Origin of the sequence: Campylobacter sp. (assembly GCF_052169515.1) — a bacterium.
Taxonomy (GTDB): Bacteria; Campylobacterota; Campylobacteria; order Campylobacterales; family Campylobacteraceae; genus Campylobacter_A.
The window spans coordinates 20,261-40,993 of sequence record NZ_JBQNCH010000018.1 but is presented as its reverse complement, the minus strand read 5'-3'; the positions used below and the strand labels follow the sequence as shown (position 1 = coordinate 40,993).

Below are 20,733 nucleotides of genomic sequence, written 5' to 3'. Positions count from 1 at the left end.
AATGATATTGATTTGATGCCAAGCAAGCCATTGTATGTTTTATAGCTTAATTAAAGTTTGATTTATTATACGTAGAGTCTGAGATAGATTTTTTTAAAGTCTCACTTGGTTTAACCTAGGCTTTGGCAAATTTATCACCAAAGCCATAAGTGATGAGTGATTTAAGCTATCTTTTTTTCTTATATCTTTTTATCGCCTCAGTAATGACCTCTTGCAAGTCGTCATTTAGCTCATTATTCATGTCATCATATGTATTTTCAAGGATGGTTTTTAAATTTTTCTCTACGTAGCTAGTATCGAAAAATCCGCGTCTAAATTCCTTGCTCTTGCTGATTGTTAGCAAAAATGGGATGATCGTTCGTACGCCTTCGATGGTAAATTCCTCAAGCGCTCTTTCAAGTTTATTTACAGCGAGATCATAGTCGGTCGCTTTTACTATGAGCTTTGCGATAAGAGAGTCGTAAAATGGCGGTATAGTATAGTCTTTGTAGACGTGGCTATCGACTCTTACTGATGGGCCAAGAGCAGGGTAGTAACCCTCTATCGTACCAGGTGCCGGGATGAAATTTTCCCAGACATTTTCAGCGGTGATCCTGGCTTCTATCGCGTAGCCACGTGGTTTGATATCGCTTTGCTCTATCTCTAAAATTTCACCTGCGGCGATCCTTATTTGTCTAACGACTAGATCGTGTCCAGTGATCTCTTCTGTGATGCCGTGTTCGACTTGGATACGAGTATTCATCTCCATGAAGTAAAAGTTGTTGTAGTCATCTAACAAAAACTCAATCGTTCCAACGTTTGAGTAGCCAACAGCTTTTGCAGCAGCTACTGCTGTCATACCCATGATTTTTCTTAGGTTTTCACTTATAGATGGACAAGGGGCGATCTCTATAATCTTTTGGTGGCGTCTTTGAATAGAGCAGTCGCGCTCGCAAAGGTGGATAATATTGCCATAGTTGTCACCTAAAATTTGAAACTCTATGTGTCTAGGATTAACGACTAGCTTTTCCATGAAAACTTCATCGTTGTTAAAGTAGGTCTTTGCCTCTCTAGTACATGACTCAAAAGCATCTTGCATATCTTCTTCTTGCCAAACCTCTCTGATGCCACGGCCACCACCACCACCACTTGCTTTTAATATGACTGGATAGCCGATGCGTCTAGCATGTTCTTTTATTGTCTCCATACTTTCGTCATTTAGTTTTTCAGTGCCAGGTACGATTGGGATTCCGTTTCTTTTCATTAGGTATCTTGCGATATTTTTATCGCCCATTTTTCTGATCACTTCAGCTTTTGGGCCGATGAAAATGAGCCCAGCATCTTCGACCGCTTTTGCAAATTCGTAGTTTTCACTTAGAAAGCCGTATCCCGGGTGAATGGCATCAGCTCCGCACTCTTTGGCGAGTTTAACGATCGCTTTTGCGTCAAGATAGCCCTTGATCGGGTCATCGCCCACTTGATATGCCTCGTCGGCAATCCTGACATGCAAGCACTCACTATCAGGTTTTGTGTAAATTCCTACACTTTGGATATGCAAATCTCTACAAGCTCTGACTATTCTAACCGCGATTTCGCCACGGTTTGCGATAAGAATTTTATGTATCATAGGCTATCCTTTTTGAATTTTTCTTATCATATAACTATTCGTTTTATTTTTAGATAAATTTATTAAGAATATTTTTAAAATTTGAGTGCAAAGGTTAATTTTACACTCAAATTCGATCATTTTTGGATGATCTGTGGAAAAGGTGTGCTTAGGGCTTTTTTGCTAAAATCAGCCGCTTCAATGGTGAAATTTGTAGTAAATCTTTGTATACCATCTTTTTTATATGCACGCCTTTGGATGGTGAAAAGGACTAAATTTCCACCCTGCTTTGTGTAGCGATATATCGAGTGTTCTGCTGTTGGAGTGCCATTTATGTTTGAAAATATCGTGATATCAAGATAAATTTCATTTGCCATAGAGCCCTTTTTGTAAGCTACCTTTAGCCCTTTTTCTTTCATTTGGTTTAGGTCATTTATCTTTTGCTCGACTGCTTGCTCGATAGTGGCTTCAAATTTGAGCGTATTTAGTGAGAGCATGTAGCTAAAGCTCTCTAGCTTCTCGCCAGGAAGCAAATACTCCTGAGTGAATAAATTTGGCACAGGCTTGGCTGAATATGCTAGCGAATACAGCCTGTTGTCAAATTTAACCTGTATTGGCTCAAAATACTGAGTCGCTGCAAGCAAGAATATCGGCAAAGCGATAAATGCTAAAATTTTCTTCATCAAATTCCCTTAGAATGGATTTACTACCATGACCCAAATGATGATGAGCATCGCAACAGTCGGTACTTCATTGTAAGCTCTAAAGAAGATACCATTCTTATTACAGCGTTTTTCTTTGAGTTGTTTCATGTAACGACCAAGGTCTAGGTGATAGATAGCCATTATGATGACGACTAAAATTTTAACGTGTATATGACCCATTTTTATAAGATCAGGCATAGCAACTATGATCAAAGCGCCGGTTGCAAATGAGCCAATCAGTGCGACCCAACCGATGTAGTGATACATCTTGTACTCCATAACCTCGACAACTTTTACAAAGTCTGGTTTGTCCATGTTTTCAGCATGATAGACGTAAAGTCTTGGCTGATAAAACAGCACTGCCATCCACGATATGAAAAACAAATAGTGGAGGTATTTTAAGTAGAGATAGTATTCTGACATGATGTCTCCTTATCTAAAAAGTATTTCTTTTCTTGCTTCAAATTCGGCCTTGCTAATGGCACCACTCTCAAAAAGTTCATATAATCTTTTCAAGTCCTCTTCCTTATCTTTTAGCTTTAGCCTCTCTTTTAGCTCGGCCTTTTGTAAATTTTTATCCACGCCGCTGCCGACTAAAAATGCGTCGATGATCCACCAGATGAACCAGATGCCTAAAAATATATATCCAATGAGGATAATTTGTAAAGAGTAACCAATAAAAAACAGTCCCATCATTAAAAAGCCAGTTATAAATTTACCAAGGTAAATTCTATGTGCCCCAAGCCAGCCGGTAAATAGCCAAAGTGCGTAGGCAACATAGATGTTATTTCCCATTTTCTCTCCTTTTTCTAAAACTTTGCCAAAGTATCATCACTACGCAAAGATCTATCATAACATCAGCAAAGTTAAAGACCGCAAAGTTAAACCACTTGTGCCAAAAGACATAGTCTACGACACCGCCATGGATAAATCTATCTGTGATATTTGAGCTCCCAGCTCCCAGTAGGCCTCCAAGCCAAATAGCGTGTGCAAAAAGTAGTTTTTTTTCTACTAGTAGATAGACACAAACACCTAGGATAAGGGCCATCTGAATAAATTTTAGCCACTCATCTAAAAAGGCAAACATCGAAAATGCAACGCCCTTATTATATGTAAGAACTAGCGAAAAAAACTCGCCGTCCCACGAAAAACCATCTATAAATATCATTTTTATCGCTTGATCAACGATAAAAATGATAAAAAACGCTATGAAAAATTTAACCAAATTTTTACGCATTTAAGGCTTTTACGAAAAATTTCTCAACTTCATCCATGCGTTTTTCAACTAAAGTTTGATTTTTACCCTCAAGCAAAAGTCTGATTAAATTTTCAGTGCCAGAGTATCTAAAGAGCGATCTTATGCCATCTTTTGCAAGGCTAGCCTCAAGCTCTTTTAGCCCCTCTATCTTATCAAGCGGCTTTTTCTCCGTGATCTTTAAATTTAACAAAATTTGCGGATACGGCTTTAGTTCGCCAAAAATTTCACTAGCCTTTTTGCCTTTTTTGAGCATCATCGCAACTACTTGCATCGATGTGACAAGGCCGTCGCCAGTCTTAGCGTAGTCATTAAATATCACGTGACCGCTCTGCTCGCCGCCAAAATTTATACCATTTTCTTTCATCATCTCAAGTACATATTTATCGCCTACATTTGAGCGAAGCAGCTTGATCTTGCGAGCTTTTAGATAGTCATCAAGTGCAGCGTTACTCATTACAGTAGCTACGACAGCTCCACCTTTTAACGCCTTTTGCTCGTTTAAAAATGCAGCTAGCGCTCCAAGTATCGCATCGCCATGCACCACTTCGCCGTTTTCATCGACCACTACAAGCCTATCAGCATCGCCGTCAAGCGCAAAGCCGATGTCGGCACGCAGTCTTTTTACCTCGCTAGCTAATTCTTCTGGGTGAAGTGCACCGCAGTTTTGGTTGATGTTGCTACCATTTGGCTCGTCGTTTATGACGATTACGTCAGCTCCAAGCTCGCTAAATACAGTTGGCGCGACCTTGTAAGCAGCTCCGTTTGCCACGTCTAAAACTACTCGTAAATTCTTTAAATTTAGCTCTTTTGGGAATGAATTTTTGATCTGCACGATATATCTGCCTATAACATCGTCGATTCTCTTGTTTGCGCCGATCTCTGTCATCGTCTTTTGGGCGTTTGCGATGAGCTCGTCGTTGTAGAAAATTTTCTCTATCTCGGCTTCTATTTTTTCATCTAGTTTGTTGCCAAAGCTATCAAAAAATTTGATGCCATTGTCGTAGTACGGATTGTGCGATGCACTTATCATAATACCAGCGTCACAGCGCATATTTTCTGTTAAAAATGCGATCGCAGGTGTTGGCATAGGACCTATTTGAAGGACGTTGTAGCCAACCGCAGTAAGCCCAGCAACGATGGCAGTTTCGATCATATAGCCGCTTTTTCTAGTATCTTTTCCAACCAAAATCACATTTGTCGCTGAGGTCTTTCTGAAATAAATTCCAGCTGCCATCGCAAGACGCATAGATGTTTGAGCTGAGAGCTTTTCGCCTGCCTTGCCACGAACACCATCTGTTCCAAATAGTTTCATAAATTTATCCTTTTTATTATAAAATTGGACTATTTTATCAGAAATTAGCAAATTTGAAAGCTAAAATTTTACTTCTTTTAAGGATGACTTAAATTAAGGTTAAATTTATTATAGTTTTCATATAATCACCGACTAAAATTATCAAATAAAGGTATATTATGGCAAACCATAAATCTGCTGAAAAAAGAGCTAGACAAACTATAAAAAGAACCGAGAGAAACAGATTTTACCGCACTAGACTTAAAAATATCACAAAAGCAGTGCGTGTAGCTGTAGAAGCTAAAGATATTGAAGCTGCAAATGAAGCTTTAAAAGTTGCTAACAAAAGCATCCACAGCTTCGTAAGCAGAGGCTTTTTGAAGAAACAAACTGCTGCTCGCCGCGTTAGTCGCCTTGCTCAATTAGTAAACACTCTAAAAGCTGCTTAATCTATATAAAATTTAATGTTTGCTGATAAACTTCATCCATTTTTGGATCGCTATAATGAAATTTCTACGCTTCTTAGCGATCCAAATATAGCAAACGATATTGAAAAGATGACAAAGCTTTCAAAAGAGCAGTCATCTATCGAGCCAGTTGCAACTGCCGCAACAAAATATCTACAAATTTTAAATGACATCGACGAGAACAAAGCCCTACTTGAGGACTCTGAGCTTGGCGAACTTGCAAAAGAAGAGCTAAAAAATTTAGAAATTTCAAAAGAGAAGCTTGAAGAAGAGATCAAAATTTTACTTCTTCCGAAAGATCCAAACGATGATAAAAATATATTTTTAGAAATTCGTGCAGGCACAGGCGGTGATGAAGCAGCACTATTTGCTGGCGATTTATTTAACGCATACATTAGATACGCAGAGCTTCGCGGATATAAATTTGAGATCGTTAGTCAAAGCGAGGGCAACACTGGTGGTTTTAAAGAGATCATTGTGCTAATAAAAGGCAAAGGTGCTTACTCGAGGCTAAAATTTGAAGGTGGCACGCATAGAGTTCAGCGTGTGCCAGAGACTGAGAGCCAGGGCAGGGTGCACACCTCGGCTGTGACTGTGGCTATCATGCCAGAGGTCGAAGATAGCGAGATCGAGATCAATCCAAACGATATCAGAGTCGATGTTATGAGAAGCTCAGGCCATGGCGGGCAGTCGGTAAATACAACCGATAGTGCCGTTAGGATCACGCATATACCAACAGGCCTTGTCGTAACAAACCAAGATGGCAAGAGTCAGCACAAAAACAAAGAAGCCGCGATGAAGGTGCTAAAAGCTAGACTTTACGAGATGCAAGAGCAAGAGAGGCTTGCTAAAGAGACTAGCGAGCGCAAGAGTCAAGTCGGCACTGGAGACCGCTCTGGTAGGATAAGAACATATAACTTCCCACAAAACCGCATAAGCGACCACCGTATAAATTTAACACTTTACCGTCTTGATGCGATAATGGCCGCAGGCCTTTTTGACGAGATCATTGAGCCACTTATTACACATTATCAAGCCGAAGCAATGCTAGAGGCTGGCATCTAAAACTGCTCTTGAAATTTTCTATTTCTATCTTTTAAACTTATAAAATATCTGTGGTCATTAAATTTATCTCTAAATTTTACTTTTAGATCGGTTATTGATAAGGTAAATTATTAAACAATTTAAAATTATAAGTAATACTAAATATTATTTTTTATAGATTTTTATGTGAATAAGAGAAATTAAATTTTTTTATATAGATGCTCTAAACACCTATTCATCGTATTTAGAGTATTTTAAATTTATATTTTTGATATTAATAAATTCCACTAATTGGTTTTAAGTTTTAATTAAAAATGCCCCTTTATAATTACGAAAATCTTTTAAATTAAAACAAGGAGAAAATATGTCAATAAGTGCAAGAAATCAATTAAGTGTTGAAATTTCTGAAGTAAGAACAGGTTCAGTAAATTCACTAATCGCTGGCAAACTTGCAGGTGGCGAGGTATTAAAAGCAACTGTAACAGTTGATAGCGAGAAGAGCCTTGATCTAAAAGTTGGCAAACAAGCTATATTTTTATTCAAAGCTTCAAGTGTTATCGTTTCAAAAGACGATAGTATCAAGCTAAGTGCTACAAACCAAATAAAAGGTACTGTAAGCGAGATAAAAGATGGTGCAGTAAATGCTGAGGTTATTATCGATGCAAATGGTAGTAAAATTTCAGCTATCATCACAAAAGAGTCTGTTGGTAATCTAGCTCTAAAAACAGGCGATAAAGTAACTGCAGTCATTAAAGCAACTCAAATAATAGTAGGCGTTAAGTAATTTTTCGGAGCAAATTTGCTCCGATATTCTTTAATCAGATCTTTAATGCTCTATTTAAAATCTAAAACAATTCAAAAAATTATCTCTTATAATTTTGATCAAATAAAAATTTGATAATATTCTTAAAAATTTAAGTACCAAACTTTTATTTTTTATACTTAATTTATTTTAATCACTATTTATCGTAAATTTAAAGTCATATTTGGATAAAAGTAGCGTCAATAAATATTACGAAACTACGATAAATTCGCAATAAACTTTACTTCAATTTAATTTAAAAAATTAATTTGCTTATTTTAATGAAATGTCGTATAATGACCGTAACAATTATCTTACTTCAAAGGAGAGAGCATGAAAAATTCAGGTTTATCTAGAAGAGATTTTGTCAAATTTAGCGCTATCGGAGCTACTGCACTAGGTATTGGCGCTACAAATTTAATGGCAAGCCCAAAGAACGAAAAAGATGTCAAATGGGACGAAGAGTTTGACGTAGTCATCATTGGTTCAGGCTTTGCAGCTCTTGCAGCTGGTGTTACATCAGCTAAAAAAGGTAATAAGGTCGTCTTAATCGAAAAAATGGGACGCCTTGGTGGTAACTCTGTTATAAATGGAGGAATTTTCGCAGTTCCAAACAGTGACGTACAAAAGAAAGCCGGCGTAAAAGATAGCACTGAGCTATTTATCAAAGACTGCTTAAAAGCAGGTCGTGGCATCAACCACACTGACCTTTTGGCAAAGATCGGCGAGAGAGCACAAGATGCTTATAAACTAACACTTGAGTGCGGTGCAAAATACATCGAGCAACTAACTCACGCAGGTGGCCACTCAGTACCAAGAAGCCTTCAAACAGAGGTTGGTAGCGGTGCTGGTATCGTGCTTCCGATGACTGCGACATTTGAAAAAATGGAAGGCACAGCGATCAAGAAAAGAACAAAATTTGATGATTTTGTCTTTGATGACAAAGGTGCGGTTGTTGGTGTAATTGTAAGAGAAAACTATAAATTTGATGGCAATCTAATGAGCGACGACATTGAGAATAAAAGCGGCGACGTAAAATACATCAAAGCTAAAAAAGGTGTTGTGCTAGCAGCTGGTGGCTTCTGCAGGGATAAAATTTATAGACGCCTCCAAGATCCAAAGATCACCCCAGAAACAGACTCAACTAACCAACCAGGCTCAACAGCAGGCGCTCTTTTAACAGCATTTAGAGCAGGTGCATACCCAGTTCACCCAAGCTGGATCCAATACGGACCATGGGGTTGCGCTGATGAGACAGGCTTTGGCGTAGGATCTATGTTTAACGTAAACGGCGCTTTCCCATTTGGTATTTCTGTAAACCCAAGAACTGGTAAACGCTATATGAACGAGCTTGCAGACCGCAGAACAAGAACAGAAGCGATGTTTAAAGTCATTCACGAAAAAGGCGATGATGATAAAAACTTCCCTATCAACTTCTGCGACTCAAGAGCCCTTCCTCATATGCTTCCGAGCCACTATGAAAAAGCTCTTGCATCTGGTGTTTGCAAGAAATTTGAGACACTTGAGGCTTTGGCAGCTGAGTATAAGATCCCAGTTGATGAGCTTAAAAAAACAGTCGCAAGATACAATGAATTTGTTAAAAAAGGTGTTGATGAGGACTTTGGTAAGCCAGTTGTTGCAACTACAACAAAAGGCTATGATATCTCAGTTCCACCATTCTATGCAGAGCGTGGTGCTCCAAAAGTTCACCATACAATGGGTGGCCTAAATATCAACACAAAAGCTCAAGTCATGAACTCTCAAACAGCTATGCCTATACCAAATTTATATGCAGCTGGCGAGATCACAGGTGGCGTTCACGGTGCCAGCCGTCTAGGATCAGTGGCTATTACTGACTGCTTGACATTTGGTATGATCGCTGCTGAGACTATCGGCTAAAACAAAATAGTGGCAGGCATTTGCTTGCCACTATAAATTTTTAAATCTATAAACTCCGTTTTTTACTCTCTCAAAAATTTTCTTCTCTTCAAGTAGTTTAAAAGTATTTATCACGGTTGGTTTGCTTACATTTAGCTTTTCACAAATGTCTGAAATTTTTATTACGATAAATCCATTTTCATCACTTAGCTCGCAAAGTAAATTTATGATCTCAACTTTTTTCTCACCAAGAAGCGCTTTGTAAATTTGCTCTTTCACGCTAGCTCCAAATTTTATAGTATACGGCTACACACCAAAGCGCGCCACATAAGAAATTTGCGATCATCACAGCTGCACTCCCTGCATCTTTTGCTGCTTTTGCTAGGGCGTGATAGTCTGTGCTTGCAAGGTCTGTTATGCGCTCGATAGCTGAGTTTAAGCACTCACAAACTAGCACAAAAGCCATGCTAAATATCAAAAATAGGTTAAAAAAGAGATCAAATTTCCAAAAAAAATAGTGAGATTGTGGCGATCAAAAATATACAAATTTCTATCCGAAAGCTCTTTTCGTTTTTAAAAATTTCAGCCAAACCCTCTCTTGCGTAGCCAAAATTTTTAAAAAATTTATACGTTGGCTGGTTTCTCATAACCTTCCTTTTTGTGATTTTTGGCATAATTATAATTAAAAAAGGATGAAATTTGAAACTTATTAGCTGGAATGTAAATGGGCTGCGCGCAGTCGTGACAAAAGATGGCTTTAGCTGGCTTGATGAGATCAGACCTGATTTTCTAGGACTTCAAGAGATCAAGGTCAAAGAGGATGACGTTCCAAAGGAAATTTACAGCCTTGGTTTTAAATGTATTAGTGTAAATTCAGGCCAAAGAGCAGGCTACTCTGGTGTGATGAGCTTAGCTAATTTTGACGTTGCAACACAAAAATCGGTCTTTTTTGATGATACGGAGGGGAGGGTTTTGGAGCATAGATTTGGCGATATCGTACTTTTTAATATCTACTTTCCAAATGGGCAAAAAGACGACGAGCGACTGGCGTACAAAATGGATTTTTATAATAAATTTCTAGTTTACTGTAAAGAGCTTGTAAAAAGTGGCAAAGAGGTGATATTTTGCGGCGATGTAAATACTGCTCACCGCGAGATCGACCTTAAAAATCCAAAGGCAAACGCTAAAACCTCAGGCTTTTTGCCTATCGAGCGAGCGTGGATCGACGAGGTGATAAAAAGTGGCTTTATAGACACCTTTCGTGAGGTCAAAGGCGACGTAGCAGATGCTTACTCGTGGTGGAGCTACCGCTTTAACGCAAGGGTAAAAAATGTTGGTTGGAGGATTGATTATTTCTTTATCTCGCAAGGGCTAAAAAGTAGGCTAAAAGATGCCTTTATCTTGCCAGATATTACAGGTAGCGACCACTGCCCAGTTGGCATAGAGATAGAAATTTAGCTGTTATTCCATTCTGTGAGGTTTGCCTAGTAAGAATCCTTGCGCATATGAAATACCGAACTTTTTGATTTGGTTTAAAATTTCTTCTGAACTTGTAAATTCTGCTACTATCTTATAGCCTTGTTTTTTTGCAAAGCTTACGATAGTTTCTACTAAAACCCTAGCATTCTCGTCGAATGGAAGTTTTTTGATTATCGAGCCATCTATCTTTATAGTGTCTATATCAAGCTCCAAAATTCGGTAATAGTTCGAATAGCCTGAACCAAAGTCATCGATAGAAATTTTACATCCATAGCCTTTGACGCGTTTTATGAAAGAATTTACCGCTACATAGTCGCTAAGTTCTTCGCTCTCTAGCATTTCAAAACAAATTTTACTAGGATCTTTACACTCGATTAGTTTATTTTCTATAAGCTCTCTCATGCTAGCATCGGCTATATCTGTATTTGATAAATTTATAGAGAACATGTAGTCTGGATATCTTTTGGCTAAATCAAATGCATGACCTATAACTTTTTTGGTTATTTGCGGATATAGCTGAGTTTTCATAGCAATATCTAAAAATTCGCCCGGATAATGAATCTTGCCATTTTGATCAATAATGCGAACCAAAACTTCATAGTATTTTGCCTCGGTTTCACTTTCTGCTATATTGAAAATACCTTGTGCTTCGACGATGATCCTATCATTTTCTAAAGCATCTTCGATTAGTTGAACCGCTAGTTGGTTTTTATGATACTTCATCTCTATAGCATCGTTTTCTAGGTAATAGTAAATGTTGCTACCATTATCGATGGCAAGCTGATTTGCTAGGATTGACTGCATTAAGCGGTTAGTTTGTGGAGTGTCGTTTGGCAATGAAACACCGATTGCTATCTTTATACCAGGTAAATTTTCAAATTTTTCATCTATTGCGACATTTATTCTATTTGAGCCAAAATACTCTTTTATATACTCAATATCTCTTACTATATTTTCACCCTCATACCATATATAAAATGCGTCATCTTGAAATCTAAATAATTTTGCTTTTATCTCAGAAGTATCTATGCAAAGTTTTAATGTGTCAGCTACTGATTTTAGCATTGCATCAATAATTCTAGTTTGATAAAAAAACCTTAGGTTTTTAAAGTTTTTAATGCTTAAGCAAATGAGCACCCCATCTTTTTTAGCTTCTAAAATTTCAGTCAGAGCAAAATAGTTACCAAAGCCTGTTAGTTTGTCAATCGAAGATTGTATTTTTATCTGCTCATTTTTTTGTGTTAGCTCGTTTAGTATCAGCGTCTCTTTGGTTCTATCAAGCTTTACAGCTATGTAGCCCTCCAGTTTGTTTCTAAAGAAAAATGGTGACAATTTTACCTTTTCATATAAGAAATCGCCACTTTTGGTTCTGCTTATAAACTCATCGGCTTCCCAAGGTGTAGCTTTTTGCACAGCCTCTTTTATAGACACATAAAAGCTTTGTGGGTGCATATATGATTTTAATATTTTAGGGTCTTTACCTATAACATCCTTTAATTTATAGCCAGTTTTTTCTTCAAATGTTTTGTTTACATATGAAATTTTGTTTCTATTGTCGCAATAGACAATAGAGCTATGGCCATTATCAACAGTAGTTCTTAAAAGTTTTATTTGTCTTAGGTGTCTTGTAGCTATTTTGATCTGATAAAGACTAAGCATACAAAATATTATAAAAGTTATGAAACAAACTATTTGAGCTATTTTTGAATTATCCATTACGTCGGAGTGAATTTTTAGAACTTTGTCTCTAAAATTTTCTAGCAGATTATCAAGATGTAGTTCTTTTGCACTATTTGAGTTTGTACGTAAAGCTTTTGTACTTTGAGTTGCATAAAGTATCTTGTCTAATACATTTTGGACTTTTGCATTACTTTTATAATCATTTTTATATATTTTTATTTGATTTGAGATGTCTTCTAGTGCTTTTGGACTAAGCAATAAAGCACCTTTTATTGCATAAAAGATCGGCTCTAGTTTATTTGGAAGTGCGAGATTGTATATTTCATATTGGCTTACTAGGATGTAGGAATTTATAGATGAGTTTATGTAGGCTGATCTTTGTGTTAGATATGCTTTTTGATTAAATACCTCTTTTATCTTTTGCAGATCTTTTTTTATACCATTTTTATAAAATGGCAATATTCCATCGCTAAGCATTGCAAGATTGCTTAAATTTGTATCAAAAGCATTGATGTCGATATTTAGTTTATCGTAGTTTGAGATACTAGAAATATTATTTAAAGAAAAGGTCATTTCGTTATCTATAAATTTGAGATTTAAAATCCCATCATCGAATTTATTGGTTGAGTTAATGGCTATATTTGCTTTATATAGAAAAAGTGCACTAAGAAAAAATATAGCCGCTAAAACACCAAGTATAATTTTTATCTGTTTAGTACTCATCTAGTATCCTAGGTCTTTTGCCATTTAGCGTTAGTAAAAATGAGTATATGGCGTCTAGTTCATCTTTATTAAGATCATATCCTAGTTGATAGTTGCTTACATAGCGTAAAGCCTCTCTTAGATCATTTAGTTCCCCATGAGATAAATAAGGAGCAGTTTTTGTAATATTTCTTAATGACGGCACTCTTTTTAGTCTTTTATTTGTATCTAGAGCAGAAATTCTCTCATGACCAATATCTTGTATCAAATTTCCTCCCAAATTTTTACCGTTATGGCAAGCTACGCAACCTATATTGTTAAATATTTCAAATCCTTTTTTTGCGCTGTTGCTTATAGCGCTATCATCGCCTGATATAAAGCGATCAAATGGCGAATCAACACTTAAAACAGCTTTTTCAAACTCAGCTATCGCATCTGCAATATTATCAAAGTTAATACCGTCATCATAAATTCTTTTAAATAAAATTTTATATTCAGAGACATTACTTACCGAATCTACTATCTTGTCGTTATTTGAGTTTAGCTCCATTCTAGAAGTTATTGACTCTTTTACCTGGTCTTTTAAATTTGAGATCCTTGCGTCGTTATAGAATATATAATTTGCTGCAGCATTTAGGATACTTGGAGGATTTAAAGTGCCTTTTTCCAAGCCATCTTGATTGCTTCCGCTTAAATTCCAATATAAGTTGTGACAAGTTTGGCAAGAGTAGTTTTCATTTGGGCTTAATCTCTTGTCAAAAAATAGCTTTTTGCCGAGTAAGGCTTTCCCTTCATCATATTTTACTATTGTGAGAGGCTGATAGGATTCATATTTACAAAATGATGCGGTGATGATAAATAGACAAAATATAATACCCCTCATAATGCTCCTAATTTTTTGTTTTATTTTCTAATATCGGCAACTTTTCAATTTTATATATACCATAACTGTATTATTGTGTTTTCTGAAATTTACGATACAATTCGCCTGATTAAAGAAATATTTATATTCAGGGAGGAGAAGTCATGAAAAGAGGCTTTACAATGATCGAGTTGATCTTCGTGATCGTTATATTAGGCATATTAGCCGCGGTTGCTATACCAAAATTAGCTGCAACAAGGGATGATGCAGAGATATCTAAAACCGCTACAAACATACAAACACTTGTTTCGGATTTGGGTTCTTACTATACTTCACAAGGTGAATTTGCTAGTAACACAGATATTAATGAAGCCGTCAAAAAGATGTCAAACGTTAAGACGCCAGTAAAGGCAAAAAATGATGAGTGTTTAGAAGTACGTCCTGGAAATAATACTACTGGTGAGATAGGAATAACTATAAAAACAGGCGGTCTTTGTGAAAAAGTTTGGGGCTTGCCAGGCTTGGTAGATGTTAAGGCTTTAATCGAAAGCAGTGACAACAAGACAGCCAATACACTTAAATTTGGTGGCATGGGCATAAAATATAAATAAAAATTTAGCAAGGTATTTTCCTTACTTTTTATTATTTAAATTATTAAAAGACCTTGATACAATACAAACGGCTAGAAGTATCAAGTTTCAAAAATTTAGCCAAATCTCTTTCGCAAATTTTAAAGACAAAAACGTAAAATCTGAGCATGGATTTACTAAAAGACCCACTAAATAAGCTTATCATCTCACTATCACTCCCAGCTGGCACAGCAATGATGTTTAACACTCTTTATAATGTCACCGGTACATTTTTCGCGGCTAAAATTTCTACTCTTGCAGTAGCTGGTATGGCGATGAGTTTTTTGCTTTATCTAAGTGTTGTTGGTATAGGTCTTGGCTTTGGTTCGGCTCTAACCGCATTAATAGGCAACAACCTCGGTGCAAGCAAGCTAAAAGTAGCTAAATTTTATGCTTCAAATGGCGTTGTTCTTGTTTTAGTATTTGCTTTATTTATGGGGCTTTTTGGTTATTTGTTAGCACCAAGATTACTTATACTTTTGGGAGCTGATCATCACTATTTAAAAGAAGCACTTGATTATGCTGGTGTTATATTTATCGCATCGCCATTTTTCTTGCTTATCAAGTCACTAAATGGTGTGCTTGTGGCACTTGGCGATACAAAAAGTTACCGCAACTGGCTTTTTTGCGGGCTTTTTATAAATGCATTTTTTTGCTATTTTTTTGCATTTATTTTAGATTTTGGCACAAAAGGTATTGCTTTAGCAACTGCTAGTGTACAGTTTTTGGGCATGATCTACCTCTTTTTCAAAGTAAAAAGGTGCAAGATGATAGAGCTAAAAAATTTAAAATACTATGTGCCAAATTTAACTATTTGGGCAAAAATACTTAGACAAGCTTTCCCAGCTTGTCTAAATTATCTCTCTATGTCGATTGGCTCGCTTGTGCTTTTAAAATTTATAAGCTACTACGGTGTAAATGCTGTTGCAGGCTATGGCATAGCCCTAAGAATTGAGCAAATTTTGGTATTGCCAACTATTGGCATGGCAGCTGCGGTTTTAAGTATTGTCTCAAGAAACTATGGTGCTAAAAATTTCCAAAGAGTCAGGCAGTGCTATAAAACTTCGCTTCTTTTTTTGCTTGTTTACTGCGTTTTTGCTTGCCTTTTTGTAAGGATATTTGGCGAGCATATAATCAAACTATTTGATGATACGCCAGCAGTGCTTGAGGTTGCAAATTTATATCTTGGCATAAATTCTCTTGCTTACGTGGCTTACGGCATTATAAACGTCTCAGGTAGTACCCTTCAAGCTATAAAACGTCCTATGGCAATTTTCTTGTTAAATGGATTTAGACAGTTTGTGCTTCAAGGAGTGCTCTTTTACACGGTTGTTTTCTACCTTGGACTAGAGATTAAATTTATGTGGTTTGCTCTATTTTTTAGTGTTTATTTTACGGCTATTTGTTTTATTTTGTGGATACTTAGTCGCTTTAAAAGACTAAGAGCGTAGGCTTTTAAATTTAAAACAAAATGCAAAAAAGCAAAGTGAAGCCACTAAAATAATGCTAGCTCCGCCAGTGAGATTAAAATAAAAGCTGATAAATAGACCACTAAAGCAAAAGAAAACTGAAAAAAGAGCCGAGATGAGCATCATTAGCCCAAGTCTTTTGGCAAAAATTTGTGCTAGATATGGCGGTATAGTAAGCAGTGCGATCACTAAAATAAGACCAACTACACGTATCGTAGCCACTACACAAAGTGCCATCATACAAACTAAAAGATAGTGAAAAAATGTTGTGTTTACTCCTCTAAGCTTTGCAAACTCCGCATCAAAACTTATCGCAACAAGCTGACGATAAAAAAGGGCAATAACGGCTAAAAACAAAACATCTAAAATGCTCATAAATGCGATATCTGTTCCGCTAACTGCAAGGATAGAGCCAAAAAGGTAGCTCATAAGATCGGCGTTATAGCCAGGGGTAAGGTCTATAAAAATGATACCAATCGCCATGCCAAATGCCCAAATTGCACCGATAACTGAGTCGATATTGGTTTTGTCTTTTAGTGTGATCGTTGCGATTATTAAAGCTAAAAAAAGTGAAAATATACTGGCACCAAGAAGCGGTTCAAGGGAGAAGAAAAAGGCAAGACCTATGCCACCATACGCTCCGTGTGCGATGCCTCCAGCTATGAAGGTCATCTTGTTTATCACTACAAGTGAGCCTATCATGCCGCATATTATGCTTACTAAAATACCAGCATAAAAGGCGTTTTGCATAAAATTTAACTCAAAAATTTCACTCATTTTCTCTCTTTAAATTTAAAAACATTACTTTTATTTTTGCACTCACATTCACCAAGCGCGATCTCAACGTCACAAAAATGACTATGAGATTTTGCTAAGTGCTCTATAAATTCTCTTTTGGCAATGTTTTCATGGGTTTTATGCAAGTGTAAATTTTTACTTACATATGCTACTTTTGTTGCATAATTTAGCACAATATTTAGATCGTGACTTACTAAAACAACGCCAATACCGTTTGCATTTATGCCTTTTAAAATTTCATAAATTTCAGCTTGTCCTTTTGTGTCGATGCTGGCTGTTGGCTCATCAAGTACAAGAACTTTTGCGTTTGCGCAAAGCGCTCTAGCGATATAGACGCGCTGTCTTTGTCCGCCGCTTAGCTCGCCAATTCTCGCATTTGCAAATTCCCTCATACCAACTTTTTCAAGGGCTGCCAATGCCGTTTGTTTCTCATCTCTCGAATAAAAACCAAATGTCTTTTTGTTGATTAGCCCCATTAGCACTACTTCTAAAACCATCATCGGAAAGCTTTGATTTGAGAGAAAATTTTGCGGTACGTAGCCTATAAATTTACTAACCTCGCTCGGCTCTTTACCAAAGAGCTTTATCTCACCACTTTGTGGCTTTAGTAAACCCAAAATAAGCTTTAAAAGTGTGCTTTTGCCACCACCATTTGGGCCGATGATGGCCAAAAACTCATTGCTACTGTAGTCTAAATTTATATCTTCTAAGACAGTCTGTCTATCGTAGCTAAAGTTTAAATTTCTTATCTTAATAATATCTTTCAAAACAGACTCTTTTGTGTAAACGTCGTAATAAAAATGAAAAGCCCAAGCCAAAGCATAATGCTAAGTGCTGCAAATTCGGCGTAGATTTTAAACTTTTTTAGCTTAAAATTTGTGCTCGCATTTATCTTGGCTCCAAAAACTGCTGCCAAAAATATAACCGCACTCATACCAAGTGCCATAAATACACCGCTTACTATACCAGCAAGGTAGCTGCCTATTTCATTTGCCAGCACAAAGACTAATATCGTGCCAGGACAAGGAATAAGTGCTGCAGCAGCTGCAACTAGCCACTCTTCTTTACTTTTTGGCTTTTTAGTAGAGCAAATTTGACAGCCACAATCACTTGTAAATTTTGTATTTTTACTCAAATTTTGGTTCAAATTTGAGCTAAAAATATAAAATTTAGCCTCTTTTTTGTTTAAAAGATAAAATTTAACCTTTTTAACGAGCATAAATATCGCTACAAAAAAGATCACAACCCCTGAAAATGCTGTGGTTACACTTGCTGTATCCTTGGTCAAATCGCTACTTATTTCTCGAAGCAACAAAAAACTAAGCAATACAAAAATAAACGCACCGATAACATGCAAAAATCCGATCTTTAGTGCAAAGAAAAAAGCTCTTACATAGCTTCCGCCAGTTGCGGCGAAATACGAGCTTGTTAGCACCTTGCCATGCCCAGCACCAGCAGCGTGTAAAAAGCCATAACCAAATGATATACATGCTAAAAATATAAGTGTGAGTGGACTTTTGTAGTCAGTGCTCTTTAAAATTTGCTTTAGTCTGTCAAGCAAATTTAGACTAGTTTTTGAAACAAGGTCAAATTTAGCTTCGTCTATTTCATCAATCTGGCTTAAATTTTCATTTTGAGAATTTGCCTTTGGTTCTTTTATCAGCTCTTTTAATGCTGACTTTTCGTTGTGAGCCATTGCCGCTGCACGGCTTGAAAATGTAAAAAATATCAAATTTGTATTTGAATTTGGTATCGCCCAAAAGTGATTACCAACTGAAAATGCGTCACTTTGCGTGAATTTAAAGTTAAAATACCCCTCTTTATCCTCCACATCGACCGATACGACAAGGCTGTCGGTGATCTCTAAATTTGTCTTAAAACTCACGTCAAATTTAAGCCTGCTCTCTTCAAAATAGAGCTTGTATTCATTTAAATGCGGCTCTATTTTAGTGGCATTTTCGTCTTTGTAATAGTACTCAATGTCCGTTAGATAGTGCCTTGGCACGAGGTAGTCGAGTAAATTTAAGCGGATCTTTCTAAGCTCTTTATCATCTATCTTTTCATCTTGATTTAGGTCGAAATTTTGCTTCATCAGCTCTGAAAAATTTTGTGAAAAAGTCCATGTAAAAGCGATCCGCGTGATGTTGTTTTCGCTAGCTATAAATTTCACGCCAACGTGAGCTGTTGGACTATAAAGCGAGCATAGAGCACACCCAAAGGCATTTATGGCTAGTAGGCAAATGACGATCAGGCGTGCTAACATTTTTATAGGCTCTTAGCGAAAATTTCAGCCGTTTTTTTCATCTCGGCTAGCCAGTTTTCAGGCAACTGGTCGATACTAATTACTTTTGAGCCAGTCTCTTTTGCGATCAAATTTGCAGCCTTTGTTGGAAACTGCGGAGCTACGAAAATAACCTTTACGCCGTGCTTTTTAGCCTCTTCGATGAGCTCTTTTAACTCGGCTGGCTTTGGCTCTTTGCCTTCTATCTCGATAGCTATTTGCTCTAGATCATAGCGCTTTGCAAAGTAGCCCCAAGATGGATGATATACGATAAATTCTCGAGTTTTGACATCTTTTAGAGAGTTTTTGATAAAGGCGTCAAGCTCGTCAAGGCTAGCTTTAAATTTAGCCAAATTCTCCTCATAAAGCTTTGCATTTTGTGGGAATTTCTCTATTAATGCCTTAGCGATATTATCAGCTTGAGTTTTTACCAAGATAGGGTCAAGCCAGATGTGCGGGTCAAGTCCGTCATGGTGGCGATGGTAATCATGATGGTCGTGAGCGCCATGGTCGTGGTGCTCATGTTTATGTTCACCCTCATGCTTGTGCTCGTGGTGTTCATGATGTTCATGCTCCTCGCTCATAGCGATCTTTTCGATGCCTTCCTGCGTCTTTACGATACGTAAATTTTTAAATGTCTTTGAGAAGCGATCCAGCCACGCGTCCTCAAACTCGATGCCGATAGCAAAGTAAAGCTCGCTCTTTTCAAGCTCCTTCATCTGCTTTGGCTTTGGCTCATAAGTGTGCGGATCAGCACCTTTGCCAACCATCGCATTTACGCTAAGCGTATCTCCAGCGATCTGCTCGACAAAAAATTTCGTTGGCAGTATGCTAGTAGTCACAACCGGCTTTGCAAAAAGAGACAAAGCACAAACAGCTAATAAAACGATAATTTTTCTCATTATCTCTCCTTTAAAAATAATTGCGAAGTTTAGCAAAATGCAACTTGGTTGCAACTTAAAAAGCAAAAGCCTAAATTTAGCCTTTTCTTTTAAATATAGTTTAAATCTTTTAGCGTTAATATACGAAAAATGAAAAGGGCAAAGATGAACGCGAGAAATTTCTTAGAAGAGCACAATATCAAGGCTACGATGCTTCGCATAAAGCTTGTTGAAATTTTACAAAACGCCAAAGCACCGCTAAGCTATGATGAAATTTTGCAAATTCTTGACGCAAACAAGACGACCTTTTATAGAAGTATGGAAATTTTTGAGAAAGAAAATCTCGTGATAAAAACCGAAAACAACCACAAGAGCTACTACGAGCTGGCAAATGAAGCCAAAGCCTACTTCATCTGCGACGTCTGCCACAAGGTTACAAACATCGACATGCCCCGCCTAAACGTCGCTAAAAATATAAAAAGTGCCGTGATAAAGGGCGTTTGCGACGAGTGTGATCATGAGTAAAGCGCGATGATCTCAGCTGGAATCGCTTTTGGGCGGTTTGCCTTTAGATCGATATAGACAAACTCCGTCTTACCTGAGGCTATCACTTCGCCATCTTTTTTAAACTCAAAATATCTGCTCGAAGTGGCCTTACCATCGGCCTGCGTGTAGGTGTGGATAAAGACTTCATCCATCATTTTTACGCTCTTTATATACTTGATCTCATTTTTTCTAATGAGCCAAATTTCACCCCTTTGATACTGCGCCTCGACCGTATCGCCAACAGCGGCGGAGTGGGCAAACGCAGCCTCTTGCATAAGCGTGAAATAATAAACATTATTCATATGTCCGTGCATGTCGATGGCTTGTGGTGGGATGATGACGCGATATATAAAATCTCTCATTTTTGGCCTTTTTTG

Annotated in this window: 24 protein-coding genes; 8 read left to right on the top strand and 16 right to left on the bottom strand. The window is 37.2% G+C overall.

What is annotated here, in order from left to right:
• Positions 1-166: 166 nt before the first annotated feature.
• From ACTTKV_RS07520 to glmM, 6 genes are all read right to left on the bottom strand, one after another.
• Positions 167-1,606: an acetyl-CoA carboxylase subunit A gene (locus tag ACTTKV_RS07520; protein ID WP_442549966.1), complete on the bottom strand. Its 1,440-nt coding sequence runs from the start codon at positions 1,604-1,606 to the stop codon at positions 167-169.
• 116 nt (positions 1,607-1,722) lie between these two features.
• Positions 1,723-2,268, bottom strand: coding sequence for a hypothetical protein (locus tag ACTTKV_RS07515; RefSeq protein WP_442549965.1), 546 nt, complete (start codon positions 2,266-2,268; stop codon positions 1,723-1,725).
• A gap of 9 nt (positions 2,269-2,277) precedes the next feature.
• The gene (locus tag ACTTKV_RS07510; protein ID WP_442549964.1) at positions 2,278-2,712 is read right to left on the bottom strand and encodes a CopD family protein; all 435 of its coding nucleotides are present in this window, start codon (positions 2,710-2,712) and stop codon (positions 2,278-2,280) included.
• 9 nt (positions 2,713-2,721) lie between these two features.
• Complete coding sequence (locus ACTTKV_RS07505; protein WP_442549963.1) at positions 2,722-3,084, bottom strand: NINE protein; 363 nt, start codon at positions 3,082-3,084, stop codon at positions 2,722-2,724.
• Positions 3,074-3,526, bottom strand: a complete 453-nt coding sequence (gene lspA, locus ACTTKV_RS07500; protein WP_442549962.1) for a signal peptidase II — start codon at positions 3,524-3,526, stop codon at positions 3,074-3,076. Before lspA ends, ACTTKV_RS07505 begins: the two co-directional genes overlap by 11 nt.
• Positions 3,519-4,859: a phosphoglucosamine mutase gene (gene glmM / locus ACTTKV_RS07495; RefSeq protein WP_442549961.1), complete on the bottom strand. Its 1,341-nt coding sequence runs from the start codon at positions 4,857-4,859 to the stop codon at positions 3,519-3,521. Before glmM ends, lspA begins: the two co-directional genes overlap by 8 nt.
• 158 nt (positions 4,860-5,017) lie before the next feature.
• On the opposite strand from glmM, the gene rpsT reads away from it, so the two are divergent.
• The 4 genes from rpsT (at position 5,018) to ACTTKV_RS07475 (ending at position 9,050) form a co-directional block, all read left to right on the top strand.
• Entirely contained in the window at positions 5,018-5,287 is a 270-nt protein-coding gene (gene rpsT, locus ACTTKV_RS07490; RefSeq protein WP_009295094.1) for a 30S ribosomal protein S20, read from the top strand.
• A gap of 15 nt (positions 5,288-5,302) precedes the next feature.
• Positions 5,303-6,370, top strand: coding sequence for a peptide chain release factor 1 (prfA, locus tag ACTTKV_RS07485; RefSeq protein ID WP_442549960.1), 1,068 nt, complete (start codon positions 5,303-5,305; stop codon positions 6,368-6,370).
• Between the two features lie 343 nt (positions 6,371-6,713).
• Positions 6,714-7,133, top strand: coding sequence for a TOBE domain-containing protein (locus ACTTKV_RS07480; protein ID WP_442549959.1), 420 nt, complete (start codon positions 6,714-6,716; stop codon positions 7,131-7,133).
• 351 nt (positions 7,134-7,484) lie between these two features.
• Positions 7,485-9,050 (top strand): flavocytochrome c, encoded by a 1,566-nt coding sequence (locus ACTTKV_RS07475; RefSeq protein ID WP_442549958.1) that lies wholly within the window; start codon positions 7,485-7,487, stop codon positions 9,048-9,050.
• 30 nt (positions 9,051-9,080) lie between these two features.
• Here ACTTKV_RS07475 and ACTTKV_RS07470 read toward each other — a convergent pair whose 3' ends face one another.
• The 3 genes from ACTTKV_RS07470 to ACTTKV_RS07460 are packed head-to-tail and all read right to left on the bottom strand — an operon-like array spanning position 9,081 to position 9,676.
• Positions 9,081-9,308: a replication/maintenance protein RepL gene (locus ACTTKV_RS07470; protein ID WP_103604762.1), complete on the bottom strand. Its 228-nt coding sequence runs from the start codon at positions 9,306-9,308 to the stop codon at positions 9,081-9,083.
• A gap of 1 nt (position 9,309) precedes the next feature.
• Positions 9,310-9,495: a diacylglycerol kinase gene (locus ACTTKV_RS07465; protein WP_442549957.1), complete on the bottom strand. Its 186-nt coding sequence runs from the start codon at positions 9,493-9,495 to the stop codon at positions 9,310-9,312.
• 31 nt (positions 9,496-9,526) lie between these two features.
• Positions 9,527-9,676 (bottom strand): diacylglycerol kinase, encoded by a 150-nt coding sequence (locus ACTTKV_RS07460; RefSeq protein ID WP_442549956.1) that lies wholly within the window; start codon positions 9,674-9,676, stop codon positions 9,527-9,529.
• A gap of 52 nt (positions 9,677-9,728) precedes the next feature.
• On the opposite strand from ACTTKV_RS07460, the gene ACTTKV_RS07455 reads away from it, so the two are divergent.
• Positions 9,729-10,487, top strand: a complete 759-nt coding sequence (locus ACTTKV_RS07455; RefSeq protein ID WP_442549955.1) for an exodeoxyribonuclease III — start codon at positions 9,729-9,731, stop codon at positions 10,485-10,487.
• 3 nt (positions 10,488-10,490) lie between these two features.
• Here ACTTKV_RS07455 and ACTTKV_RS07450 read toward each other — a convergent pair whose 3' ends face one another.
• Both ACTTKV_RS07450 and ACTTKV_RS07445 read right to left on the bottom strand, forming a co-directional pair.
• Complete coding sequence (locus tag ACTTKV_RS07450; protein WP_442549954.1) at positions 10,491-12,911, bottom strand: bifunctional diguanylate cyclase/phosphodiesterase; 2,421 nt, start codon at positions 12,909-12,911, stop codon at positions 10,491-10,493.
• Entirely contained in the window at positions 12,901-13,773 is an 873-nt protein-coding gene (locus ACTTKV_RS07445; RefSeq protein WP_442549953.1) for a cytochrome-c peroxidase, read from the bottom strand. The genes ACTTKV_RS07450 and ACTTKV_RS07445 overlap by 11 nt, the downstream gene beginning before the upstream one ends.
• 143 nt (positions 13,774-13,916) lie before the next feature.
• Here ACTTKV_RS07445 and ACTTKV_RS07440 point away from each other — a divergent pair, with 143 nt between their 5' ends.
• Both ACTTKV_RS07440 and ACTTKV_RS07435 read left to right on the top strand, forming a co-directional pair.
• Complete coding sequence (locus ACTTKV_RS07440; protein WP_442549952.1) at positions 13,917-14,363, top strand: type II secretion system protein; 447 nt, start codon at positions 13,917-13,919, stop codon at positions 14,361-14,363.
• 146 nt (positions 14,364-14,509) lie between these two features.
• The gene (locus ACTTKV_RS07435; protein ID WP_442549951.1) at positions 14,510-15,832 is read left to right on the top strand and encodes an MATE family efflux transporter; all 1,323 of its coding nucleotides are present in this window, start codon (positions 14,510-14,512) and stop codon (positions 15,830-15,832) included.
• Here the strand turns inward: ACTTKV_RS07435 and ACTTKV_RS07430 are convergent.
• Genes ACTTKV_RS07430 through ACTTKV_RS07415 form a run of 4 tightly spaced genes read right to left on the bottom strand, consistent with a single transcriptional unit; the run spans position 15,821 to position 19,831 of the window.
• Entirely contained in the window at positions 15,821-16,627 is an 807-nt protein-coding gene (locus ACTTKV_RS07430) for a metal ABC transporter permease (RefSeq protein WP_442549950.1), read from the bottom strand. The two genes, ACTTKV_RS07435 and ACTTKV_RS07430, sit on opposite strands and share 12 nt — an antisense overlap.
• Complete coding sequence (locus ACTTKV_RS07425; protein WP_442549949.1) at positions 16,624-17,415, bottom strand: metal ABC transporter ATP-binding protein; 792 nt, start codon at positions 17,413-17,415, stop codon at positions 16,624-16,626. The genes ACTTKV_RS07430 and ACTTKV_RS07425 overlap by 4 nt, the downstream gene beginning before the upstream one ends.
• On the bottom strand, positions 17,412-18,911 hold the full coding sequence (locus tag ACTTKV_RS07420) for a nickel/cobalt transporter (protein WP_442549948.1): 1,500 nt from the start codon (positions 18,909-18,911) through the stop codon (positions 17,412-17,414). The genes ACTTKV_RS07425 and ACTTKV_RS07420 overlap by 4 nt, the downstream gene beginning before the upstream one ends.
• A gap of 2 nt (positions 18,912-18,913) precedes the next feature.
• The gene (locus ACTTKV_RS07415; protein WP_442549947.1) at positions 18,914-19,831 is read right to left on the bottom strand and encodes a metal ABC transporter solute-binding protein, Zn/Mn family; all 918 of its coding nucleotides are present in this window, start codon (positions 19,829-19,831) and stop codon (positions 18,914-18,916) included.
• Positions 19,832-19,975: 144 nt separating this feature from the next.
• Here ACTTKV_RS07415 and ACTTKV_RS07410 point away from each other — a divergent pair, with 144 nt between their 5' ends.
• On the top strand, positions 19,976-20,335 hold the full coding sequence (locus ACTTKV_RS07410; RefSeq protein ID WP_442549946.1) for a Fur family transcriptional regulator: 360 nt from the start codon (positions 19,976-19,978) through the stop codon (positions 20,333-20,335).
• Here the strand turns inward: ACTTKV_RS07410 and ACTTKV_RS07405 are convergent.
• Positions 20,326-20,718, bottom strand: coding sequence for an acyl-CoA thioesterase (locus tag ACTTKV_RS07405; RefSeq protein WP_442549945.1), 393 nt, complete (start codon positions 20,716-20,718; stop codon positions 20,326-20,328). The two genes, ACTTKV_RS07410 and ACTTKV_RS07405, sit on opposite strands and share 10 nt — an antisense overlap.
• Between the last annotated feature and the right edge of the window lie 15 nt (positions 20,719-20,733).